The following is a 23,084-nucleotide window of genomic DNA, read 5'->3' on the forward strand; positions in this document are numbered from 1 at the left end:
ATTTTTCCCTAAGTTCATAAATGTTGGAAAAGGGGTGTCTATGGGCATCCCTTTTTTGCTTTTAGATATTTTTTTCATTCCATCTCCATCCTTTGTATCTTCCCGTCGTTTTTAACAACAACAGCAAGCATTCAATTTTAAAATCATGCCATCACAGTTTAAATATTTGCCAATTTTAATGCTCTGTATTTTATCAGGATTTTTTGCATGCAACAACTATGACCTCCCTCCACAGCAGGAGTTATTGCTTGTGGAAACAGCAGATCGGGAAGGCTTGAGCTTATTTGTAGAGGCTGTCAATCGGGCTGGATTGAGACAAGCGCTTTCAGAGCAGGGACCATTTACCATATTTGCTCCCAGTGATGAGGCATTTATTGCAGCCTTACAAAATTTAGGGTTTAGTAGTTTGGCCGCAATCCCTCCCGATAATTTAGCTGGAATACTCGCCTACCATGTGATTCCAGGAAGAAATATCAGTAGTCTATTGAATACAGGTGAAGTAGATACTTTTCTAGAAAATGCAGTCATCAATATAGAGAAATCAGGTAGCAGGATCCTACTCAATGATTCTATTCAAGTCATCCAGAGAGACCGAGAGGCGCTCAATGGTGTCATTCATATCATAGACCAATTGATGCTTCCCCCATCTAATACTATTTTGGATGTAGTAGAGCGGAATAATTTCACCACCTTTCTCAACGCTGTCAATGCAGCAGACTTGACCGATCTATTCAACAATACAGGTCCTTACACGACCTTTGTCCCCACTAATGCAGCTTTTACGCGATACTTGAATGACCAAGGGCTAAGTACTTCGGAACTTTTGAGCGCTGACTCACTTCCAGCTATCCTGAGAGGTCACGCAATCGATGGGGTGATTCCAGCAGCTGCATTTGAATCTGCTGGGCTTCCTACGCTCACAGGACAACCCATATTCATCAGTATAGCTCCAAATGGTGCCATTTGGGTGAATGGAACTGCAAGGGTAACTGGTACTAATCTGCAAGCTGACAATGGTATCGTCCATGTCATAGACAATGTCATCGTAAGACCTCAAATAAGCATGCTTGAAAAGCTCAACCTGAGAAACGAGGAAGAAGGAGGTATTTTTTCTTTGTTGATACAGGCGATAGAGAGGGCTGGCATTGGCAATCTGCTCAATAGAGGCTATGAAGAAAACATTACCCTTTTTGCTCCTACTGACGAGGCTTTCGAAGGATTTTTGGCAAGCAAAGGTATTGCTAGTATCAATGATTTAAGTCCAGAGGAGCTAGCAACAATATTAAACTATCACATTGTTCCTTTGAGGGCTTTTAGCCAAGATTTCAGAGAAGGAGGAAGTCTTCCGACATTAATTTCTGGAGAAACACTTTCTGTCAACCTGACCAATCAAGAAATCAACGATGCGCCTTTGCTTTCCAATTTATCCAACATACATGGTAAAAATGGCGTCATTCATGGCATTGGTAAAGTGCTTGAACCCTGATTGGGAAATTCCTTATTGATTGAACAGGGGATTAGCAACTCGTATTTATTGAAATTGTGCCATGATATCAGCATAGCTGATTCCCATGTGGCTATTGTCATAGATGGCGACCCCATCTTTGATCAAAATGACTTGGGGGCTTTCATGATCTATAGCAAAAGTTGAAGAAATAGCATTGGAAATATCTCTATAGCTAATCAGGTCTAAGTAGTAGGGTGTGACTTTCTGAGTATCCTCATCCTTCCAGTTTCTCCTCAAGCGATCATAAGCCATGCTGCTGATAGAACATCTGGTAGAATGCTTAAAAATCAAGACAGGCTTTTCCTTGCTGCTTTCTTTGATCTCTTCGAGTTGCGTAATATTATTGAGTGTCAACCAATCCATATGCTAAATTATCTTAATCTAATACCTCGATCAATTAATTCTTCGTTGAAATAGTTCCTTACTATATTTACAAAATTTCAATGCAATATTCCCCTATGCAAAACTTCACCCGGTTAGTCATATTAATTGTACTCTTTTCAGCTTGTAAAAGTATCAATCCAAACAAGCCCAGCTATTCAGGCGATCCAATCATTTTGCCGAGAGCAACATCTGAAATCAATATTCCTGTCGAAATCCCACTTTCACAAATCGAACAACTGCTCAACAATTCTCTGTCATCTAGGCTCTTTGCTGAAAGAGGATTGGATTTAGGAGGAGGGTTTTTTACAGATATAGATGTCAACAAAACCGGAAGCGCTAGACTAGTGAGCAAATCTTCTGAGAAGGTATCTCTTATCCTTCCGATGAGTATGGCTGGAAATCTGAAATTTGAAAAGCGGATTTTTGGTCAAAACCTAAATACGGCCATTCCATTCGATGAAAATCTGATGCCTGAGATCAGCTTTATCCCAAAAATTGGAGCCGACTGGAATTTTTCATTGCAAAATATTCAAATCGAAAACTACGGTCGATCCATGAAGTACAATTTGCTTGGCTTTGAGATTGATCTAGACCCCATGATTCGCAAGCAACTTCAAAAAATGCTAAACGAGCAGTTGGGAAACTCAGGCTTGACGCAGTTTGATTTTCGAAGCATTGCCGAGGAGGCATGGACGACATTTGCGAAGCCATTGGCTATCGCTCAGGATGGTGTGGCAGCATATATTTACACGCAACCCAGTAGATTGAAAGTGACGGAGGAGGTCAGCAATGACCAAAAAATTAAGCTATACCTTGGAATTGAAGGTGAGGTATTCTCTCAAGTGGGTCAAGCACCACAGATTCAGCCCAAGCCATTGCCTAGGCTACAAGCGAATGACAACAAGGAAAATATGCTGGATATCATGATTCCATTGGCTATTAACTATGATAAATTGGATGAATACCTCAACGAGAGTTTATCAGGGCAAAGATTTCGAACTGACAAAAACACCGTACTTGAAGTATCTAATCTGAGTTCTCAAAGCTTTGGTGATAGAATCTTGCTCAAGATGGACTTTCTAGCCATCAGGAGAAATCGCAGACAGATTGTTGGGGAAATGTATTTGGTAGGTAAACCAACTTTTGATTCAGAGACCGAGGCAATTCGATTTGAGGAAATTGAATTTGATATCCATACAAAGAATCTCTTAGCCCGTAGTGCTACTTGGATGAAACAAGGACAAGTACTCAATCAAATCAAAAAAATGGCTTACTACCCTATCGGAGAATACCTAGATGCGGCAAGGTTTGAGCTACAGCGTCAAGGGAATATTCAGACTGATTTGGCAGATTTCAGATTGATCCAGCCTAGCTTGGATGTGGAAGGAATCTACAGCACCGAATCCGATATTAGGATCTATATCAGGTCTAGGGGAAAGATGGATGTTAGATTGCGTAATTTTTATTGAAAAAGTCGAAAATTTCAAATCATCAATTTTGCAACTAGCGTAAAATATTTTGCTTTGTGCATTTTTAACAAAATATTTTACGGTAATTTTTCATTATTTAAACTGACAATTTTAAATTTAAAACAGTGTTTAATATGTAATTAAGAGTTATAAATTTTCTATTTTCATTTTTTTATTGTCTTATTTTAATTTTTTGACCGATTTGCTAAAGTGTTCAAAATCAGATTGTTTTGAAGTATCGAAAACAGTGAAAATTAATTAATCATGAATCTGACTTTGTTCCATATCGCTACAAAAAGCTCGCAATCCTTCCCTTCGATGGGAAGAAATACAGGCTGGGGAATACCCCAAGAGGTATGGCTCAAAAGCCAGAGACAATCCGGTAAGTCTTTACTAAAAACCACCTTTCGAGGTGGTTTTTTTATGGCCAAAAATGAAGTGCAAATTCCTGATTAAGAAGAGTTTAAAACTGTCTAGAAAAATTTATACCTATAAAAACACACAAATGCTATGAAAACTTTGAGAAAGAGAATGACGAAGGGTTTGACGTTAGGAATCGTAGCGACCCTAACTATGTTGGTTTCTTGCTATGAAGCCCTAGATCAAGAAGCACCTTTCAACCAAGAGCTAATCACCCAAGATTTCAGCTCAGAATTTATTCCCGGTGAGTATATCGTAGAGCTTCACCCTTCTGCTGTCAACTTTAGAAAATCTGACAAATACGAGGATGTACAAGCAGGCATGAGAAAGCTATCTTCTGAGATCCTTTTTAGAAACAAGATCAGCCCTGAAAATCTTCGAATGGTGTATGGACATGCGATGGATGGATTTTCGGTTCAGTTATCAGACCAAGAGTTTGAAGCGCTCAGAAAAGACCCTCGTGTCAAGCATATAGAACAAGATCAAGTAATCACCTTGTCCAGACCCAATGATTCAACGGTCAATAACCGTGGTGGTGGCAATGGTGGCGGAAACGGGGGCGGAAACGGAGGAAATAATGGTGGTGGCCCTAAGAAAAACAACACCACTGAGCCTGCTCCTACGGATCCAGAACCGACTCCGACTGATCCAGAACCGACTCCGGAAAATCCAGATTCAACTGAGCCAGAGCCAAGTCCAGAGCCAGAGCCAATTGTATCAGGACCTTCCTCTCAGGAAGTTCCATGGGGAATCAAACGTGTTGGTGGATTCACAAGATATACAGGTACCAATGTAGCCTTTATTTTAGATACAGGGATTGAATTGGATCATCCAGATTTGAATGTATTTGTTTCTTTGGGTATAAAAATCGTACCGGATGATATCAGTACAACACTTTCTGACTTACACTCACATGGTACACACGTCGCTGGGATTGTGGGCGCTATAGATAACAACTTTGGCGTAGTCGGAGTAGCAGCTGGAGCTCCAGTGGTTCCTGTGAAGATTATGGGAGATGATGGTAGAGGTAGAGTTTCTTGGGCGATAGCTGGTGTAGATTATGTAGCCTCAGTGGGTAAGCCTGGGGATGTGGCTAATCTGAGTATCGGAGCATCTGCCAGTACAACTTTTGACAATGCTGTCATCAATGCTTCCAACAAAGGAATTTGGTTTGTAACCTCTGCCGGAAATAGTGCAGATGATGCGAATAACTATTCTCCTGCCAGAGCGAATGGCCCATTTCTCCAAACGGTTTCTTCTATGGACAGCAGTGATAGAATGGCAAGTTCTTCCAATTATGGCAACCCTCCTATTGACTGGGCAGCACCTGGTGTATCCATCAGGTCTACAGTATTGAGAGGTGGCTATGGTAGCAAAAATGGCACCTCTATGGCTGCACCCCACGTGGCAGGACTAAGGTTATTGGGTAATATTAGAGGTGATGGATTTATCAAAAATGACAAGGACTCCACACCAGATCCGATTGCCCATAGAGCAAATTAAAATTTGGTATCATTAAAAAATTAAAAATCCACGAAACAAGTGGATGAAAAAAACATAGGTTAGGGAATTTTTTAATAGGTAAACAAACTCGTATTTTTCACACTCTTATCAAATAAAAAAGGGGTTAGCGATATCGCTAGCCCTTTTTTATTATAGATCATCCTTATATCAATTAATCTTCATCCACAGGGCACTCGATCAAGCGAGCTGCATCCACGTGAACTCCATAGTAATTGTTCTTTGGAACGGTAATTTCAAATGAACTTCCTTCGGCAGTGCCTTTATGAGCAAATCCACCTGGTGCAGGATTACCACTTGGCTTGGAAGCGTAGTCTTGGATTTTCACATTATCACCCACATCTTGGAAGGCACCATCACTGTTCAACTCTATGGTAATGGTCACAGTATTGTTTCCATTATCTGCAAAGCTAACTGTACCAATCAGGTGTGTTTGTCCAGCAAAAAGATCAACAGTTTTGTTGCCATTAAAGTATACCCAAGTAGCCCAATTACCTCTGGAATTATACCTGTCTAAACCTGCTCCTCTGGAAGCCCAAGCGGTCTCGTCAGCATAGCAAGGATCTTCCTCGATATCAGTGTCACCACAAACTTTCAGTATAAGGACTACTTCTGTTCTTTCACCTACGCAGCCATTTTCACTGATTGGTTCTGCATAAAACTTATGTGTTCCCACAGTAGTTACTGTGATATAATCAGTTTCATTACCTTCTTCATCATACCAAATTACTGTTACACCTTCAGGAACCTCAACTGAGGCAGTTAGAGAAGGGTAAGTCTCAATACAGCGTTCTTGACTATTAGGATTTGTCGGTGCTGCTGGTAAATCCCAGATTTCTAGCGTGGCAGCAGATCTGCTTGTGCTTACACATGTTCCAGAGACAGCCTCAGCATAATAAGTTTTAGAACCAACGGTGGTGATGCTTGGATCAGCAACAGGACTTCCACCTTCTGCAGATTCATACCATACGATAGTGACACCATCAGGTACATTAACAGCTTTAGCAGTAAGCTTGATACCTTCTTCATAGCAAGCTTCATCTCCCATCACTTCAGGAGCAGCAGGTGCTTCGGTGATATTATAGCAGAAAGTCACATTACTGATACCTGCACCTCCTGGGGCAACAAGACCAGTTCCCCCAGTCTGTCCATCTTTGTAGTAATAAACATTTGCTGAAGGTCCTCCTTTAACAATGACCGCTATGTCAAATAGACATTTATCTTGACCTGGGGTAAAACTCCAATCCATTGTTTTTTCACTAGTAAGTGTTACTGTAAAACCTGCTGGAAATGTTCCATTAAATGAACCGCTAGCAGTAGCTATTCTTTCACTCGAAGAATTGAATCCATCTAACTCAAAATGGTCAGCAACCTCACTGCATTCTACATTTCCCCCTGGATTAGCACCTGTGATAACTACAGGCTCTACATTTTGGATCATCATTCTGGCATTGATATGATCGCCAGCACCGTCACTCAGAGCCAATTCGCTCTTATCCAATAAATTTGCGTCAAGAGATTCCATCTCCTGACAACCAATCAAAAAAATTGCAAGGGCCAACACTCCCGTTGACCACCTCACGGTTGGGTTTAATTTCATAGTTTTAAATGGTTTAAATTGTTAAACAAACTCCTACCTCAAATATACAAATAAATGTATTTAATTACGTAAAAAATGTTTTTCAAAAAATTATCATCGGTTTTTTATGATATTACCAAAATCATATTTTTAAGAGTTTTTTGACATGGCAAAAATTTTAGATGACTTTTCATTGTATTTATAATACTTTTCCGATCAAAAAAATAATTCAAATTTTCTTATATAAATCAGATTTTCAGCACTTTATCAATAATTTGGGAGTTTGGACTGATATTTGATCACTTATGAAACTACTTTTAGCTTCTCAGTCAATTTGCTTGTAATTGCTACAAAAAATGACTTTCTTAGATTTTCTTTAGTAGCGTTTGCGAGGTTTTAAATGGATTGTTGGGCAAACTCCTAATTTACTTAACACCGCTTAAATCACAGACCAACGACACGATAGAAAAAAAATAAGCCACCCCTCGCGGGGTGGCTTTCTCAGTATTAGGTTAGGGATCTAATACTTAATTTGATGCAGGCTTACACTCTTGAACATTTACGTGTACTGCAAAGATTGAAGCGCCATTTTTATCTAATTCTACTGTAAATGGTGCTGATGTAGCATTACCCTTAGCATAGGCTTTCGCATCTCCTTGGCGACCTCCAACTGGTCTAAATTTAGGTTCTTCATCATACCCATGTACATACCAGTTTTCACCTGACTGCAAAGAAAAACCTTCTTTAAGCACTACAGAAACTACTACTTTGCCACCTACTGTATTAATAGTTACTGTGCCAGCTTCTTTTGTTCTACCAGCGAATAAAGTACCTGTTGCTGAACCATCTCCGTCTAAGCTCATTAAATAGAACCAGCCTCTATTATCAAGTAAATCGCCTAATGTTCCAGCAAAAGCAGTATCTCTTGTGCAGTTTTCATTTACATCCGTATCACTACAATCCTCTAGCGTTAAAGTAACTGCTGTTCTTTCTGAACTTACACAGCCATTGAAAAATTGTGCTTCAGCATAGAAAATAGCTGTACCGATTTCAGAAATAGAAGGGTCAGTAACCATATCACCATCTTCGTTGTACCATACTAGGGTAGCACCATCTTGAACAGTTGCAGTAGCAGTCAAAGAGCCTACTCCAATTTCGCCTTCTGGATCAAAACAAGCAACAATTTCGCTTTCTTCTACTACAGGAGCCTCAGGAGCATCAGTCAAGTTGAAACAGAAAGTCAAGTTTGACAATCCAGCAGGGCTAGATGTAGCTTTGTTCTTTCCTCTTCCTGGTGTTACCACCACTGGAGCTACAAGGCCACCATCATGGTAGATTCCTGATTCATAGTTATAAATGTTTGCGGCAGGGCCACCTTTTACGATGACAGACATATTCTCTAAACAGAATCCTTCTGGCGCAATATATTCCCAATAAACTTTTCCATCTATCACTTGTACCGTAAGACCTTCTGGCCACTCGTTGACGAACTGACCATCTTCATAGTTATTTCTTCCAGAAGACATCTCAAATCCATCTACACCTTCAAAAGTTGAGGCAGCATCATCACATGTTGCATTCCCTCCTGGACCTTGATTCCAGAAAACTGGCGCTACAGCAGGATCTCCAGACATTCTAGCGAAAGGGTTAGAACCATCCATTAATGCAGCAACTTCTGCATCCAAAGAGTTAGGTGTCAAATCTTCCATTTGCGCACAAGCCATCATCCCGAAGACCAGCGCTACGCTCCAAAGCGTCGCTTTGAAATAGTTTGTAAATGTGTTTTTCATCATGTTAAATTGATATAAGGAGTTATCGATTAGATTACAAATATAGAACGAGAAACAATTACTTGTATACGAAATACATTTTGAGCAATATATGCTAAAATTACCTGAACCTTAAAAACTTATACCAATTCAAAATAAACTATATTTTCACTTTCCCATTGATTTGAAACAATCCTAAAGAATGATTTTATATGATAAAAGAAGGAGAAAAAAAATAAAAAATATTTGAAAATATTTTTTGCCTGAGCAAAAAGTAAATCTTTCTGAAGACAAAATTCATCTTTTCTTCATCTAAACCATAACTTCGTAGCCGAGTTTAGACCAATATGAAGCATAAAGCAATCATCATCGGCTCCGGAATCGCAGGAATCGCAGCATCCATCAGACTTGCAGTCAAGGGTTTTGAAGTAACGGTATTTGAAGCCAACACCTATCCTGGGGGAAAATTAGCAGAAATCAAGCTCCAAGGTTACCGCTTCGATGCTGGCCCTTCTCTTTTTACTTTACCCGAACAAGTAGAAGAACTCTTTCGCTTAGCTGGCAAAAACCCTGAGGATTACTTTCAGTACCAAAAACTCGATGTGGCTTGCCACTACTTCTGGGAAGATGGCAAGCGTGTTCATGCCTATGGTGATATACATGCATTTGCAGAAGAAGTGGAAACCAAACTCGGAGAGCCAGCCGCTAATGTTCGAAAGGCATTGAAAAGCGCTGCCTACCTATACGAACATTTGGCACCGTTATTTATGCATAGATCCCTGCATCAATGGAACACCTGGGTCAATCCACAGGCTTTGCGTTCCTACCTGAGGATGGGTAAGCTTGGAATTTTCGATACCATGAATGGCTCCAATGAAAAGCAGTTTCAGCAAGAAAAAACAGTGCAACTATTTAATAGATATGCCACTTACAATGGCTCAAACCCATACGAGACACCTGCCACATTGAATATCATTCCGCATTTGGAATTTAACATAGGTGCTTTTTTCCCTAACAAAGGTATGCACGACATTACCTTAAGCTTGTACGATTTGTCCAAAAGTCTGGGTGTCCGTTATCACTTTGGCAAAAAAGTAGAAGAGATTCTAGTTGAAAACAACAGAGCCATTGGTGTCAAAATTGGAGAAGAAAGCTACTTTGCTGACACCATCATCAACAATATGGATATGGTCAATGCATACAAGACCATCCTCAGCAAACAAAAACAACCAAAAATGCTTTTGGATCAGCCTAAATCCAGTTCGGCATTGATTTTCTACTGGGGCATCAAACAGGAATTCCCTGAGCTAGATTTGCACAATATCCTGTTTAGTGAAGATTATAAAGCAGAGTTTGAGCACATCTTCCAGCGTAGAACCATTTACCATGACCCTACCGTCTACATCAATATTACTTCCGTCTACAAAAAAGACGATGCCCCAGCTGGCTGCATGAACTGGTTCACGATGATCAATGTCCCCAACAACCAAGGACAAGACTGGGATCATTTGATCTCAGAAGCTAGAAAAAGCATCATTGCCAAAATCAATCGTGTGCTAAAGACAGACATAGAGCCATTGATAGCGGTAGAAGAAATCCTTGAACCTCGTAGCATAGAAAGTAAAACCTCCTCTGCGCAAGGAGCGCTCTATGGCAATAGTTCTAATAATAGGTATGCGGCCTTCCTTCGGCACGCTAATTTTTCTTCTGATATCAAAAACCTCTACTTCTGCGGGGGTAGCGTACATCCTGGAGGAGGGATTCCACTCTGCTTACTCTCTGCCAAAATTATGACAGAGATGATAGATTAAAATATAAAGACCTGCCAGGTTTTCAAAAACCTGGCAGGTCTTTTCTTTAAAACAATACACCTGATTTATTTTTGTACCGATATTAATAGTTATTGGGTACTCATAGATATTACTAAGAAGCAATCATAAATTTATTTTTCATGCAGTTGAAAAGAAAACATACCATATTATTTACGCTTATTGAAAATGATAAAGGAAAACCAAAACGCCTGAAAAGGCTGGTTTCTTCTGGTCTTTGATTTCCAGCTTCACATTGACTTCAGCTTTGACCGTACCGCGAAGATTGACCACTGATTTGAGGTTGGCGTTGAGTCGCACTTCGTTGTTGACCAATACTGCTTGGGCAAATCTCAAGGACTCTATGCCATAATTGATCATCATCTTCAGGTTATGCACATCCACAATCTGACCCCAGAGATAAGGTACAATAGATAATGTAAGGTATCCATGTGCAATGGTATCGCCAAAGGCACCCTCAACCTTTGCCTTTACTGGATCGGTGTGGATCCATTGATGATCCAGTGTAGCAGTGGCAAACTGATTGATCTGTTCTTGCGTGATTTGATGGTAGTCAGAGACACCTAGGTCTTTCCCGATATATTGTTCAAACTCTTCGAAACTTCCAATTCTTACTAAACTCATATGCTAATAGGTTTTAAAAAAATTAAAGGTACTAATTTTCCCATTATTTTCAGTTTAATTTGCTTGAGAATACCAATGATATGACCGAGAAGCATACACCCAAGTACATTCATGGCTACTTAGATGAAGAGCAGGAACGTCTGAGACATCAAGCACTTGTGATTGAACGACCTATATATGATTACATAGATTTTTCGGAGTATAAAAATTTACTAGAGATAGGCTCTGGAGTAGGTGCACAGACAGAAATTCTGCTGAGAAGATACCCACAACTACAGATCACAGGTGTAGAATACGAACCCAAGCAAATCGCAAAAGCAGAAAAAAACATGCAAGAGCTAGGCTATACTGCGCCGCGAGTTCAATTTATTCAACAAGATGCCAAGGACTTACAGCTTTCAGAAAAATACGATGCTGCATTCATCTGCTGGGTATTGGAGCATATTTCTGATCCAGTTCAGGTATTGCATAGCATGAAGCCTTCCCTTCTGCCTGGAGCCAAGGTAGTCATTACGGAGGTTTTCAATGCCACTTTTTACACCTATCCCGAAATGCCAACCGTAAAAAAATATTGGCAAATCTACAATGACTACCAAGTTGAGATCGGTGGAGACCCACAGGTAGGTGCTAGGCTTGGTGATCTATTAGAAATTGCTGGCTACAGGGATATATCACTGCGCTCAGGGGGATTTCACTTAGATAGTCGCAATCCCGATGACAGAAATACAGTCATTACATATTGGAAAAACTTGATGAGCAGCGGTGCGCCAGCTTTGCTGGAAGCAGGATTGATAGACCAAAAGCTGCTACTGAAAATGCAGAAAGAGATGGATGAATTGAAAGCTCGAAAAGATGCAGTATTTTACTATAGGTTTATCCAAGCTACTGCTTTTGCTTAAATTGGAAATATGAAAGTTTTGAAATGGGTACTTAGACTTATAGCCAAAATTATCCTTTGGTTTTTTGTGATCACGATAGGTTTGACTGTTGTTTACAAATTTGTTCCTATACCCATCACGCCCTTGATGCTTATTCGTGTATGGGAGCAAGCTTTCGACGATAAGAAGGAAGTAAGGCTTTACAAAGACTGGGTTCCTATGTCTAAGATATCAAAACACCTCCCTCAAGCAGTCTATGCGGCCGAAGATCAAAAATTCATGGACCATCATGGATTTGATAGAGAAGCCATGAAAAAGGCCTGGGAGAATAATCAGAAAGGAAACCGGGTTAAAGGAGCCAGCACCATTTCACAACAAACATCCAAGAATGTATTTCTTTGGCCGGCGAGAACCTTGGTCAGGAAAGGCTTTGAGGCTTATTTTACTGTTTTGATTGAATTCATTTGGGGCAAAGAGCGTATCATGGAAGTTTACCTCAATGTCATTGAAATGGGAGAGGGCATCTATGGTGCTGAAGCAGCCGCGCAATATTATTTCAAAAAATCAGCAGCACAGCTCACAAGACAAGAGGCGGCCTTGATTGCAGCGACCCTGCCAAATCCAAGACGATGGTCTCCTGCTAGACCGACACCTTATATATATGGTAGGCAAGCTTGGATCTTGAGGCAGATGAATAACCTGAACCCATTAGGCTTTGGATCATAGTGAGTATAAAATAAAAAAGCCGCGAAACAAAGTTTCACAGCTTTAGTCAATTAACAATAAACCCAAAATAACCAGCTGTAGGAGAAGGATTCGAACCTCCACGGGGCAGTTGGGCAAAAACACGAGCTCGATATTTGCTTTATCCTGTGATCCCCACCCCCGAGACAGGAGGGCTTGTCTGCCAATTTCAACATCCTACAGTATCATATCATCAATTTATAAATTCTGATCTTTTATCAGAATCTCAGCTGTAGGAGAAGGATTCGAACCTCCACGGGTCAGTTGGGCAAAAACACGAGCTCGATATTTGCTTTATCCTGTGATCCCCACCCCCGAGACAGTCCCGATAGCTATCGGGATGCCAATTTCAACATCCTACAGTATCATATCATCAATTTATAAATTCTGATCTTTTATCAGAATCTCAGCTGTAGGAGAAGGATTCGAACCTCCACGGGGCAGTTGGGCAAAAACACGAGCTCGACATTTGCATTATCCTGTGATCCCCACCCCCGAGACAGTCCCGATAGCTATCGGGATGCCAATTTCAACATCCTACAGTATCATATCATCAATTTATAAATTCTGATCTTTTATCAGAATCTCAGCTGTAGGAGAAGGATTCGAACCTCCACGAAGCAGTTAGGCGAAACACGAGCTCGATGTTTGCTTTATGCTGTGATCTTCACCCCCGAGACAGGAGGGCTTGTCTGCCAGTTTCAACATCCTACAATTTGTCTTTATTTCAAACTCCTTTGACCTTTTGTCTTTGTTTGATATTTCAAAGGTAATAAAACATTCCTTTTGTTAAAATTTTTGTAACAAATTAGCTTAAAATTTACAGTTAATTTAATTTTTATGCTTTTTTAATACAACATCTATAATTAGAGCAGGGATTTTTCTGTATGAATTAGAAATTTGAAAATGCGATAGTTGGATATCAATGAAAGTTGATCCATTACGCTTGAAAAAAGTCGAACAATCATGAAAATTAATATGTATATCCGCAATTATACCACTAACCAAATTAAATAAGAGCCTAGATTAACCCGATATTTATTGATGTAGGCTTGAAATCATAGGTTTATTCCACTCTTAAAGTTCCACTGGTAAGAAAGCAGATAATCATAAAATTTAATTACAAATACGCTGACTTGCAGCTATTGCTTCATTCATTCCCCAAATCGCAGCTTGATGTAAATCTGCACAAGCGGCAGACTGATTACCCAAGCGGTATTGTGTAATTCCCCTTTGATAGTAGGCTTCTTTGTGATTAGGCTGGTAGATGATGACCATGCGATATGCCTGCAAGGCATCTTGGTAGTTTTTGGCTTTGTACAGTACATTTCCTTTGGCCATCCAAGCTGCAAGGTGATCAGCTTGCCTTGTCGTCACACGCTGCAAACAAACAAGGGCCTCTTGATAACGCCCAAGCCCCTCCAAACTCAATCCTAAATAGTAAGTAGCTTCCACGTCTTCAGGCTCCAAATTCAAAACCATCGAAAAATCTTCATGCGCTTCCTTCCATTGTTTTGAGATCAAGCGTTGATAGCCTCTTTGCTTGTAAGCTGTGGGATTTTCTGGCGCATTTTCAATACTTTGACTGAAATACTTTTCTGCCAGCAGACTTTCCCCTGATTCTTTGGCCAACTCAGCAAGGTACTGATAAGCCATGGGGTGATATGGATTCAAAGACAAAGCCTTGGCAAAATTCTCTTCTGCGGCTTTTGTGTTGTTAAGTATCAGTAAAGACTTGCCACGACTCAAATAGTAATCTGGCTCTGTGGCATTGATCTGAATGGCCTTCGTAAAGTATTGTATAGCCAAATCATGCCGTCCCAAACCTTGTTCGCACAGGCCAAGGTGATGATAGAGATAGTCAATTTGTTCATTTTGCCTGCTGAGAATTTTATCTACGCCAGATTTATAAGTTGGTCTTCGGTAAATGATTTCCACGGTTTCTCCCCTTGGAATGTCAAGCAAAACTTTGAAATCATCAATGGCTGATTCGTATTGCCCCATTTTATAACGCATCAAACCCCTGGCAAAATACGCCTCGGAATGGTATGGGTTGAGTTCTAGCAGGATATTGAAGTCAGTCAATGCTGCCTCAGTATCCCCGATTTTTTCATAAACCAAAGCCCTATAATAATATGGCTCAGCAAAAAATGGTCGCTCTCTTATCACATCTGAAAAAACAAGCAAGGCTTCCAAATCATCCCCTGCGTCCCATTGCTTGAGCGCTTCCTCCATGCGCTGATCTATAGAAGCGTACTGTGCCCAAGTCTTGGGAATACAGAACAACAGTAATATAAAAACAAGGACTCTCATAGAATTGACTAAAGCAGTGAAAGTACAATTTGACAATGATCTGCGCTCGGCTATCTAACCCGAATAAAGGATCAAGGTTCAGTATAAATCCAAGGAAGGGTGATTTCTCAAGATTTATATAGCAATCTAATCAATAACTTAAGAACCTGAAAGATGTTAACCTATTCGCTAGGTTAGTTCTCTTCCTCGAAACCTGACATGTCAATGGTTTCGCTTTCGAGGTAGTGCGGGTACATCTTCTTATGCTCTTTTTTTACTTCCCTGACCAATGCTTCTCTAAATTCCTCTACATTCGTACCATTCTCAGCTGCCATAAACACTGGATTAATTCCGAATTTCTTTTTGTATGCTTCAGCTAATTTTTCAAAATCAAGAAAATTCCGCTCCTCCAATTCAATTTCCGTCATTTGCATCTGCTCCTCATCGGTTGGCATTTGGTCTACAAGATCAATTTTATTGAAAACCAGCAGCACTGGTTTATTGCTCGCTCCAATTTCAGTGAGGGTTTGATTGACTACTGCGATATGGTCTTCAAAACCTGGATGACTAATATCAACCACATGAATCAACAAATCAGCCTCTCTGATTTCATCCAAGGTAGATTTGAAGGATTCAATCAAGTGAGTTGGGAGTTTTCTGATAAAACCCACCGTATCCGAAAGGAGAAAAGGAATATTCTCCAAAACAACTTTTCTCACTGTAGAATCTACTGTAGCGAATAGCTTGTTTTCTGCAAGAATATCGGTCTTGGTGATCAGGTTCATCAAGGTACTCTTGCCCACATTGGTATAGCCTACGAGAGAAACCCTAACAATTCCTTTTCTACTTTTTCGCTGAGTCACTCCTTGCTTTTCAATGTCTCTTAGCTTCTCCTTTAGGAGCGTAATCCTTCCCCTAATATCCCTCTTATCTGTCTCGATTTCCTTTTCACCGGACCCACCCCTCGTGGTCGTACCGCCTCGCTGTCGCTCCAAGTGAGTCCACATTCTAGTCAATCTTGGCAGCAAGTATTGAAATCTTGCTAATTCCACCTGCGTTTTGGCTTGAGCAGTCTGTGCTCTTTGGAGGAAAATATCTAAGATCAATAGAGACCTGTCGTATACTTTGACCTTCAATTCGTTTTCCAAATTCCGCATTTGAGAAGGGGAAAGGTCATCATCAAAAATCACCATGTCAACCTCAAAGTGCTGCACATAAGCTTGTATCTCTTCCAGCTTTCCAGATCCTACAAAAGTCCTCACATCGGGTTTCTCCATTCTTTGGGTGAACCTGTAGACAGTTTTGGCTCCCAATGTTTCTGTCAAAAATGCCAGCTCGTCCAAGTATTCGTCCACCTGATGGTCTGACTGCCCTTGTTTGATCAAGGCAACGAGTACCGCGGTATCCTGTTTGGGAGCTGTTTCGTGTAGTTTTTGTAATTTTCTGGAGTATTTGCTCATAAAATGTTTAGACCTTTTGATAAATAAGGTAAGGTATTGGTGATTAGTTCCCTGAGGATTGGAGAGCAAAGTTACGAATCAAGCGCTAATTATAAGGTGTTGGACTGACAGAAGGTATTTAAAAATTAAAATTGAATTTGGGAAAAAGCACATCGCTAGAATAACTGTTATATTTGAACTCTGATCCCTTAGCCAATTGACGGGATAATTTTGATCGCAACAAATATTTAACTAATCCATTTTCATGAAAATCAATGCTACACCCATCGCAGGCTTATTCGAAATTACCCCAACGGTTTTTGAAGACAGTCGCGGGTACTTTTTTGAATCATTTAGAAAAGAGATGCTTGAAAAAGCTGGAATAAGGCAAGATTGGGTACAAGAGAATCAATCTTTCTCTAAAAAAGGGACGGTTCGGGGACTCCATTTTCAAGCTGGTGAACATGCACAAGCTAAGTTGGTGAGCGTGATCCAGGGCAAAGTCTTAGATGTGGTCTTGGATTTGCGCAAAGATTCTCAGACTTATGGAGACATTTACACCATCGTATTGGATGCAGAAAAACACAACATGCTCTACATTCCAGAAGGATTTGCACATGGTTTTTCGGTATTAGAAGATGCTATCTTTTCTTATAAATGCTCTGCCTATTACCATAAAGAAAGCGAGGGGGGTATCTTGTGGAGCGATCCCAAGCTAAAGATTGACTGGAAAGTGGAAACGCCAATCCTCTCTGAGAAAGATCAACTTTGGCCCACATTAGAGACATTTACTAAGGAAAAAGGAGGATTGTAATGGGACTACTAGATTTCTTCAAAAGAGAGCAAAAAAAAACGCTTCCACTAGATTTAAGCTGGATGGAAACAGACATGCATTCTCACTTGATACCAGGAATAGATGATGGTGCGAAGACTTTGGATCAGTCAATTGCACTCATCAAAAGACTCCAAGGATACGGATTGAAGAAAATCATCACGACACCACATATCATGGTGGAGTTTTATAAGAACACTCCCGAAATCATCCTCTCTGGACTAGAAAAGCTCCAAAAAGGGCTTGTCAGCAATGGCATGGATATCTCTGTCAAAGCTGCCGCTGAATACAACATTGATGAAGCATTCTTAGAAATGGTGAGAAATGGCGAGGAGTTATTGACAATCAATGATAATCTCATCTTGGTAGAAACCAGTTTTATCAATAAACCATCCATTTTATTAGACACTTTATTTGAGTTGGAGCTCAGAGGATTCCAGCCTATCCTAGCCCATCCTGAGCGTTATTTTTATTTGATGGCTGACAAAAGCCTTCAAGAAGACCTGCTCGATAGAAATATCTACTTCCAAGCCAATCTGCTTTCATTTACTGGTTTTTATTCGAAGGATGTACAGCGATTTGCAGAACTATTAGTGGACGAAAAAAGAATCAAGCTAGTAGGAACTGACTGCCATAATATGCGTTATTTGGATAACATGGAGTTGCTCAGCTCAAGTAAGTATTACGAAAAGCTTCAAGGCTTGAATTTGCTCAACCATACATTATGAAAATATTAATCACCGGTGCCACTGGTTTGGTAGGAAGATATTTAGCTCGGAGTTTTTCTGAATTAGGAGAAATTTATGGACTTAAGCGATCAGATAGCCAAATAGAAGACCTTGATATACCAACAATTCAATGGCGAACAGGTGACATTACCGATTATCAATCCTTGGAAGTTGCATTTGAAGGCATGGATGTGATCATACATGCTGCGGCATTGGTCTCATACGAGTCTAAGGATGCAGATCGATTGATGAAAATCAATGTGGAGGGTACTACAAATGTGGTCAATGTCATGCTAGATCAAGGTATCAAAAAGTTAATTCATATCAGTTCAGTAGCTGCTTTGGGTAGATCGCCAGAACTCACTGAAATTGACGAAACACACAAATGGATCGCCTCTCCACTTAACACGCCTTATGCCATTTCCAAATATCATGCAGACTTAGAAGTATGGAGAGGAGCCCAAGAAGGACTCTCAGTGATGGTACTTTATCCCTCAGTGGTACTTGGGAAAATAGCAGACAATCGTAGCAGTACACAGATGTACAATTATGTATTGGAGGAAAACAAATATTATCCAAAAGGTACAGTAAACTACATTGACGTCAGAGATTTAAGTGCGGCAACGGTTAAACTTTACCAAGCCGGTCGCTGGGGTGAGCATTTTATTCTAAGTGCGGGGGCTATTTCTTATAAAGCTTTCTTTGAAGAGTTGGCAAAAGCTTTTGATAAAAAAGCACCGTACAAACCTGTCACCGCCATTTCCCTCAAATTACTTCTATTCTTTACCAAAATTGCAAAGGCATTTAGTATCAATAAACTACCGCTAAGCCCTCAAACTGCCATGCTTGCCCAGCGTAAGTTTATACTTTCCAATAAAAAACTCATTTCGGCTATAGATTACGAGTTTCACACCCTACAAAACACCCTCAAATGGGCCAGAAGGAACGATTCCTAATACTCGGCCGTTTGTAATTTTACTTTAACCCAGAATCTGCATTTGATGTGTGGAAAAATAAAAAGGTCTTAAAGACAAAAAATTAAATCAACTGATTTTGAGACACTGATTTTATTGGTATCTTAATCACTAGAAATTAACCTGACGCCGATGACCGGAGATTTTGAAAACGAATGGAACAATGATAAGGAGCTGGTTGAAAGGTATGAAAGTTCACTGAAGGCCAACCTTGATCTTTATTTTGAAGAGGAGGAATTAGAGGACATCATCCGGTATTATTTTGATAATCAAAAATACCTCAAAGCCCTAAAGGCTGCCAATCATGCATTGGAAAGATTCCCTTTCAGTATAGAGGTAAAGTTGCTCAAAGCGCAATGTCTCATTTTCAATGATGAATTAGAAGAGGGATTGGAATTATTGGAAAATATCAACAACATCTCCCCTAACAATGAAGACATCATTTTGGCTTTGACCAATGCAATGATGCTATCGGACAATACCAAAGAAGCTATTAGCATCTTAGAGGAGTTTTTACCTTTGGCAGAAGACAAAGCAGAAGTCTATTATTGCCTAGGTAATTTTTACAGAAGCGAAGACAATAAGGAGAAAGCGGTCTTCTACTACAAAGAATGTGTAAAACTGAAAATCAACCACGAGGATGCGCTTTTTCAGTTGGCAATGATCACCGAAGAAGAGGGTTCTTTTGATGAAATACTGGAATTCTATCAGGAGTTTATCGATCAAGACCCATATTCAGCAGGCGCTTGGTACAACTTAGGCGTGGTTTACAATAGACTCGGTAAATTTGAAGATGCCATCAAAGCCTACGATTATGCCTTGATTATCGATGACACCTTTGCTTCGGCCTATTTCAATTTGGGTAACGCCTACATGAATACGGAGCAGTTTGAGCTGGCACTTGAGGCCTATCAAAATACGATAAATTGCGAAGGTGCAAATTCAGAAAATTGCTGCTATCTAGGTGCTGCTTATGAAAAGCTGGGACAGATAGATCAAGCTTTCAAATATTTTAAAAAGTCAGCAAAACTAGACCCAGAGTATGATGATGCTTGGTTTGGATTAGGCATGTGTATGCTGAAAAAGGAAAAATACTTTGAAGCGATACACTACTTCAAAAAGGCTATCAAAATCACCAAAGAAAACCCTAATTACTGGGTGGGCTTAGCGGATGCAGAATATCATTTGGGCAATCTGCATGCGAGTTCTGAGGCTTATGAAGAAGCCATCAACCTTGAACCGGGGATGGTAGAAACCTACATCAACCTATCCATCATCTATTTTGACCAAAACAGATTTGAAGAAGCCGAAGATGTGATCAAAGAAGGGATAGAAGAATTACCTGAAAATGCTGAATTATACTATAGATTAGTAGTATTTCTTATCAAATCAGGGAAATACAAGGAAGCCTTTTCATATTTAGAAAATGCATTAACTTTGGACTTCGAAAAACATGCCATTCTCTATGAATTGATGCCTGAAGTCAAGCATCAAAAGGCAATTTTCAAGATTATCTCTCAATTCAAGGAAGGTTGATACCTTTTTGAAAATCTATTTACCAGCAAAAAATCTCAAAGAATGAATTACGTTCTCAAGAACATCCCTGTACGTACTCAAAAACCACGTACTTCAGGATTTACCATGGTCATGGACAAGGGCCTAAGCATTAGAGAAGTAGAAAACTTTTTGGACGCCAATGCAGATTATGTGGACATCGTCAAGCTAGGCTGGGCGACCTCTTACCTTACCAAAAATCTCGCTGAGAAAATAAGCCTTTACCATGATGCCGGTGTGCCGGTCTACTTGGGAGGAACACTCTTCGAAGCCTTTGTCATTAGAGATCAATTTGATGATTACAGAAGAGTGTTAGAAAAATATGACCTGAAATTCGCTGAGGTATCAGATGGTTCTGTAAGTATGCCACATGATATGAAGTGTGAGTTTATTGCTACTTTGGCCAAAGATGTTACTGTGCTTTCTGAGGTAGGATCCAAAGATGCCGCCAAGATTATCCCCCCATACAAGTGGATTGAGCAGATGGAAAAAGAATTACAAGCCGGCTCATGGAAGGTAATTGGTGAAGCCAGAGAGGGAGGAACTGTTGGTCTATTTAGAGATTCGGGAGAAGTAAGACAAGGCTTGGTAGAGGAGATTCTTACCAAAATCCCCGAAGAAAGAATTCTCTGGGAAGCTCCACAAAAAGAGCAACAAGTATGGTTTGTCAAGTTACTTGGTGCCAATGTAAATTTAGGAAATATCGCTCCATCGGAGTTGATTCCTTTAGAAACTATCCGCTTGGGGCTCAGGGGTGACACTTTCGATCACTTCCTCGGAGACATCAAATTATAAATTATTTTGGACTGCCTGATGATATTAGGCAGTCCATTTCGTTTTTCATTCATGAACCGACTCAAAGATTACTTACTCACCTATCTCAAAGGTATGGCTATGGGGGCTGCTGATATTGTTCCAGGCGTATCAGGTGGGTCCATTGCCTTGATTACTGGCATTTACGAAAAACTCCTCGATAGCATCAAGTCATTTGACCAAACGGCTGTCAAGCATCTTTTCAAATTTGAAATCAAAGAATTGTGGAAGCATGTCAATGGAAATTTTTTGGCAACGCTACTCTTTGGGATACTCAGCAGCATTTTTGCATTGTCAAAGATCATCACCTACTTGATAGACGAGCATCCCATTCCAGTTTGGTCTTTTTTCTGTGGGCTCATCATTATTTCAGCTATCATTATCCTGAGAGATATCAAGAGTTGGAGCATTGCTGTAGTTGTGGCCATTGTATTGGGTATTGTCAGCGCTTACCTATTTACCAGTATCCCACCGGTCAATTCACCTGATGGTCAATGGTTCACATTTGTAGCTGGGGCTGTCGCTATCTGTGCGATGATATTGCCAGGGGTATCGGGAAGTTTTCTGCTACTGATGCTTGGGCAATATGAAAGAATACTAGCGGCAGTTTCCGAAAAAGACCTTGTCATCATTGCCATATTTGGAGCGGGTTGTATTACAGGTTTATTGGCCTTTAGTAGATTGATCTCTTGGCTATTGAAAAAATATCATGCCATCACCATCGGCATGCTTTCGGGTTTTATGCTTGGATCCATCAATAAGCTTTGGCCATGGAAGCTTGTGTTGAGTTATAGAATGTCATCTTCGGGCGTTCAAAAGCCTTTTATGACAGAAAATATACTTCCTCAGTATTATTTAGAGCAAACTGGACAAGATTCTTTATTTTTACAGGCGATACTAGCATTTTCATTTGGTGTACTGATAGTCCTAGGCATTGAGAGACTAGCCTATTATATGAAAAGATCATGAGAAAATTTGGCCTGATAGGATTTCCGTTGACACATTCCTTTTCAAAAAAATACTTTACCGAAAAATTTGATAAGGAAGGGTTGTCTGAGTGTCAATTTGATCTTTATGAAATAGAGGATGTCAGCCTTTTTCCAAAAATACTACAAGAAAATCCAGAACTGGAAGGCTTGAGTGTCACCATTCCTTACAAAGAAAAAGTCATTGAATACCTAGATGGCTTAGATCCAGCTTGTGAAGCAATAGGTGCCGTGAATTGTATCAAGGTAAGGGATGGAAAGCTGATAGGATACAATACAGATTACATTGGTTTCAAAGATTCTCTCGACAATTGGCTGGGAAAAGCCAAACCCAAAGCACTTGTGCTAGGAACTGGAGGAGCGTCAAAAGCTGTGATACAAGCGCTCAAAGATCTCAATATAGACTATTTGATCGTCTCAAGGTCAACAAGCAATCAACCCAATTGGATTACATACGAAGACCTTAAAAACGACCAAAAAATTCTTCAACAACATCACTTGATTATCAACACCACGCCGCTAGGAACCTACCCCAATACAGAAGTAATGGCTGATATCAATTCGAGTTTGATTTCAAGTGAGCATAAAGTATATGACTTGGTCTACAACCCAGAAAAAACTTTTTTGATGCGCTCTTTGGAAGCGCGTGGTGCAGTAGTAAAAAATGGTTTGGAAATGCTTCATCTTCAGGCAGAAGCTGCTTGGAAGATTTGGAATTGATCTCAACCCATTTTATATTATT

Annotated in this window: 20 protein-coding genes; 14 read left to right on the forward strand and 6 right to left on the reverse strand. The window is 40.1% G+C overall.

The genetic code is table 11. The features are described from left to right. The first annotated feature begins 145 nt into the window (after positions 1-145). Entirely contained in the window at positions 146-1,486 is a 1,341-nt protein-coding gene (locus BW935_RS02365; RefSeq protein WP_076498272.1) for a fasciclin domain-containing protein, read from the forward strand. A 45-nt stretch (positions 1,487-1,531) separates the two neighbouring features. On the opposite strand, the gene ytxJ is transcribed toward BW935_RS02365, so the two are convergent. Continuing rightward, positions 1,532-1,870: a bacillithiol system redox-active protein YtxJ gene (gene ytxJ / locus BW935_RS02370; RefSeq protein WP_076498274.1), complete on the reverse strand. Its 339-nt coding sequence runs from the start codon at positions 1,868-1,870 to the stop codon at positions 1,532-1,534. 95 nt (positions 1,871-1,965) lie between these two features. Here ytxJ and BW935_RS02375 point away from each other — a divergent pair, with 95 nt between their 5' ends. The 3 genes from BW935_RS02375 to BW935_RS02385 all read left to right on the forward strand — a co-directional run bounded on the left by BW935_RS02375 (position 1,966) and on the right by BW935_RS02385 (position 5,283). Then, positions 1,966-3,360: a DUF4403 family protein gene (locus BW935_RS02375; protein WP_084565775.1), complete on the forward strand. Its 1,395-nt coding sequence runs from the start codon at positions 1,966-1,968 to the stop codon at positions 3,358-3,360. Between the two features lie 264 nt (positions 3,361-3,624). After that, positions 3,625-3,816: a hypothetical protein gene (locus tag BW935_RS02380; RefSeq protein WP_076498277.1), complete on the forward strand. Its 192-nt coding sequence runs from the start codon at positions 3,625-3,627 to the stop codon at positions 3,814-3,816. Positions 3,817-3,870: 54 nt separating this feature from the next. Then, positions 3,871-5,283, forward strand: coding sequence for a S8 family serine peptidase (locus tag BW935_RS02385; protein WP_076498278.1), 1,413 nt, complete (start codon positions 3,871-3,873; stop codon positions 5,281-5,283). A 172-nt stretch (positions 5,284-5,455) separates the two neighbouring features. Here BW935_RS02385 and BW935_RS02390 read toward each other — a convergent pair whose 3' ends face one another. After that, positions 5,456-6,901: an immunoglobulin domain-containing protein gene (locus tag BW935_RS02390; protein ID WP_076498280.1), complete on the reverse strand. Its 1,446-nt coding sequence runs from the start codon at positions 6,899-6,901 to the stop codon at positions 5,456-5,458. Positions 6,902-7,407: 506 nt separating this feature from the next. Further along, positions 7,408-8,673, reverse strand: coding sequence for an immunoglobulin domain-containing protein (locus BW935_RS02395; RefSeq protein WP_076498281.1), 1,266 nt, complete (start codon positions 8,671-8,673; stop codon positions 7,408-7,410). A gap of 323 nt (positions 8,674-8,996) precedes the next feature. Here BW935_RS02395 and crtD point away from each other — a divergent pair, with 323 nt between their 5' ends. After that, complete coding sequence (gene crtD / locus BW935_RS02400; RefSeq protein ID WP_076498283.1) at positions 8,997-10,460, forward strand: 1-hydroxycarotenoid 3,4-desaturase CrtD; 1,464 nt, start codon at positions 8,997-8,999, stop codon at positions 10,458-10,460. Positions 10,461-10,637: 177 nt separating this feature from the next. On the opposite strand, the gene BW935_RS02405 is transcribed toward crtD, so the two are convergent. After that, positions 10,638-11,102, reverse strand: coding sequence for a MaoC family dehydratase (locus BW935_RS02405; protein WP_076498284.1), 465 nt, complete (start codon positions 11,100-11,102; stop codon positions 10,638-10,640). A gap of 80 nt (positions 11,103-11,182) precedes the next feature. Between BW935_RS02405 and BW935_RS02410 the strand changes: the two genes are divergently transcribed. Next, the gene (locus BW935_RS02410; protein ID WP_076498286.1) at positions 11,183-12,001 is read left to right on the forward strand and encodes a class I SAM-dependent methyltransferase; all 819 of its coding nucleotides are present in this window, start codon (positions 11,183-11,185) and stop codon (positions 11,999-12,001) included. A 9-nt stretch (positions 12,002-12,010) separates the two neighbouring features. Beyond that, positions 12,011-12,706 carry a monofunctional biosynthetic peptidoglycan transglycosylase gene (gene mtgA / locus BW935_RS02415; protein ID WP_076498288.1) on the forward strand — a complete coding sequence of 232 codons (696 nt, stop codon included), beginning with the start codon at positions 12,011-12,013 and terminating at the stop codon, positions 12,704-12,706. A 1,134-nt stretch (positions 12,707-13,840) separates the two neighbouring features. Here the strand turns inward: mtgA and BW935_RS02420 are convergent. Together BW935_RS02420 and hflX are read right to left on the reverse strand one after the other, a co-directional pair. Continuing rightward, the gene (locus BW935_RS02420) at positions 13,841-15,037 is read right to left on the reverse strand and encodes a tetratricopeptide repeat protein (RefSeq protein WP_084565776.1); all 1,197 of its coding nucleotides are present in this window, start codon (positions 15,035-15,037) and stop codon (positions 13,841-13,843) included. 173 nt (positions 15,038-15,210) lie between these two features. Next, positions 15,211-16,476, reverse strand: coding sequence for a GTPase HflX (gene hflX, locus BW935_RS02425; RefSeq protein WP_076498291.1), 1,266 nt, complete (start codon positions 16,474-16,476; stop codon positions 15,211-15,213). 244 nt (positions 16,477-16,720) lie between these two features. On the opposite strand from hflX, the gene rfbC reads away from it, so the two are divergent. From rfbC to BW935_RS02460, 7 genes are all read left to right on the forward strand, one after another. Continuing rightward, the gene (gene rfbC, locus BW935_RS02430) at positions 16,721-17,269 is read left to right on the forward strand and encodes a dTDP-4-dehydrorhamnose 3,5-epimerase (RefSeq protein ID WP_076498293.1); all 549 of its coding nucleotides are present in this window, start codon (positions 16,721-16,723) and stop codon (positions 17,267-17,269) included. Continuing rightward, the gene (locus tag BW935_RS02435) at positions 17,269-18,015 is read left to right on the forward strand and encodes a tyrosine-protein phosphatase (RefSeq protein WP_076498294.1); all 747 of its coding nucleotides are present in this window, start codon (positions 17,269-17,271) and stop codon (positions 18,013-18,015) included. The genes rfbC and BW935_RS02435 overlap by 1 nt, the downstream gene beginning before the upstream one ends. Beyond that, positions 18,012-18,971 carry an NAD-dependent epimerase/dehydratase family protein gene (locus BW935_RS02440; RefSeq protein ID WP_076498296.1) on the forward strand — a complete coding sequence of 320 codons (960 nt, stop codon included), beginning with the start codon at positions 18,012-18,014 and terminating at the stop codon, positions 18,969-18,971. Before BW935_RS02435 ends, BW935_RS02440 begins: the two co-directional genes overlap by 4 nt. A 150-nt stretch (positions 18,972-19,121) precedes the next feature. Then, positions 19,122-20,525 (forward strand): tetratricopeptide repeat protein, encoded by a 1,404-nt coding sequence (locus BW935_RS02445; RefSeq protein ID WP_076498297.1) that lies wholly within the window; start codon positions 19,122-19,124, stop codon positions 20,523-20,525. Between the two features lie 42 nt (positions 20,526-20,567). Then, a complete protein-coding gene (locus BW935_RS02450; RefSeq protein ID WP_076498299.1) occupies positions 20,568-21,338 on the forward strand; it encodes a phosphosulfolactate synthase in 771 nt (256 codons plus the stop codon). Between the two features lie 51 nt (positions 21,339-21,389). Beyond that, positions 21,390-22,325 carry a DUF368 domain-containing protein gene (locus BW935_RS02455; RefSeq protein ID WP_076498301.1) on the forward strand — a complete coding sequence of 312 codons (936 nt, stop codon included), beginning with the start codon at positions 21,390-21,392 and terminating at the stop codon, positions 22,323-22,325. Then, entirely contained in the window at positions 22,322-23,062 is a 741-nt protein-coding gene (locus BW935_RS02460) for a shikimate dehydrogenase family protein (protein WP_076498303.1), read from the forward strand. Before BW935_RS02455 ends, BW935_RS02460 begins: the two co-directional genes overlap by 4 nt. The last annotated feature ends 22 nt before the right edge of the window (positions 23,063-23,084 follow it).

Source organism: Belliella pelovolcani, from assembly GCF_900156785.1.
In the GTDB taxonomy this organism is placed as follows: domain Bacteria; phylum Bacteroidota; class Bacteroidia; order Cytophagales; family Cyclobacteriaceae; genus Belliella; species Belliella pelovolcani.

Excerpts from the sequence above, each read along its gene's own strand:
- BW935_RS02365 (WP_076498272.1), top strand. The coding sequence starts at position 146 with ATGCCATCACAGTTTAAATATTTGCCAATTTTAATGCTCTGTATTTTA.
- ytxJ (WP_076498274.1), bottom strand. The coding sequence starts at position 1,870 with ATGGATTGGTTGACACTCAATAATATTACGCAACTCGAAGAGATCAAA.
- BW935_RS02375 (WP_084565775.1), top strand. The coding sequence starts at position 1,966 with ATGCAAAACTTCACCCGGTTAGTCATATTAATTGTACTCTTTTCAGCT.
- BW935_RS02380 (WP_076498277.1), top strand. The coding sequence starts at position 3,625 with ATGAATCTGACTTTGTTCCATATCGCTACAAAAAGCTCGCAATCCTTC.
- BW935_RS02385 (WP_076498278.1), top strand. The coding sequence starts at position 3,871 with ATGAAAACTTTGAGAAAGAGAATGACGAAGGGTTTGACGTTAGGAATC.
- BW935_RS02390 (WP_076498280.1), bottom strand. The coding sequence starts at position 6,901 with ATGAAATTAAACCCAACCGTGAGGTGGTCAACGGGAGTGTTGGCCCTT.
- BW935_RS02395 (WP_076498281.1), bottom strand. The coding sequence starts at position 8,673 with ATGATGAAAAACACATTTACAAACTATTTCAAAGCGACGCTTTGGAGC.
- crtD (WP_076498283.1), top strand. The coding sequence starts at position 8,997 with ATGAAGCATAAAGCAATCATCATCGGCTCCGGAATCGCAGGAATCGCA.
- BW935_RS02405 (WP_076498284.1), bottom strand. The coding sequence starts at position 11,102 with ATGAGTTTAGTAAGAATTGGAAGTTTCGAAGAGTTTGAACAATATATC.
- BW935_RS02410 (WP_076498286.1), top strand. The coding sequence starts at position 11,183 with ATGACCGAGAAGCATACACCCAAGTACATTCATGGCTACTTAGATGAA.
- mtgA (WP_076498288.1), top strand. The coding sequence starts at position 12,011 with ATGAAAGTTTTGAAATGGGTACTTAGACTTATAGCCAAAATTATCCTT.
- BW935_RS02420 (WP_084565776.1), bottom strand. The coding sequence starts at position 15,037 with ATGAGAGTCCTTGTTTTTATATTACTGTTGTTCTGTATTCCCAAGACT.
- hflX (WP_076498291.1), bottom strand. The coding sequence starts at position 16,476 with ATGAGCAAATACTCCAGAAAATTACAAAAACTACACGAAACAGCTCCC.
- rfbC (WP_076498293.1), top strand. The coding sequence starts at position 16,721 with ATGAAAATCAATGCTACACCCATCGCAGGCTTATTCGAAATTACCCCA.
- BW935_RS02435 (WP_076498294.1), top strand. The coding sequence starts at position 17,269 with ATGGGACTACTAGATTTCTTCAAAAGAGAGCAAAAAAAAACGCTTCCA.
- BW935_RS02440 (WP_076498296.1), top strand. The coding sequence starts at position 18,012 with ATGAAAATATTAATCACCGGTGCCACTGGTTTGGTAGGAAGATATTTA.
- BW935_RS02445 (WP_076498297.1), top strand. The coding sequence starts at position 19,122 with ATGACCGGAGATTTTGAAAACGAATGGAACAATGATAAGGAGCTGGTT.
- BW935_RS02450 (WP_076498299.1), top strand. The coding sequence starts at position 20,568 with ATGAATTACGTTCTCAAGAACATCCCTGTACGTACTCAAAAACCACGT.
- BW935_RS02455 (WP_076498301.1), top strand. The coding sequence starts at position 21,390 with ATGAACCGACTCAAAGATTACTTACTCACCTATCTCAAAGGTATGGCT.
- BW935_RS02460 (WP_076498303.1), top strand. The coding sequence starts at position 22,322 with ATGAGAAAATTTGGCCTGATAGGATTTCCGTTGACACATTCCTTTTCA.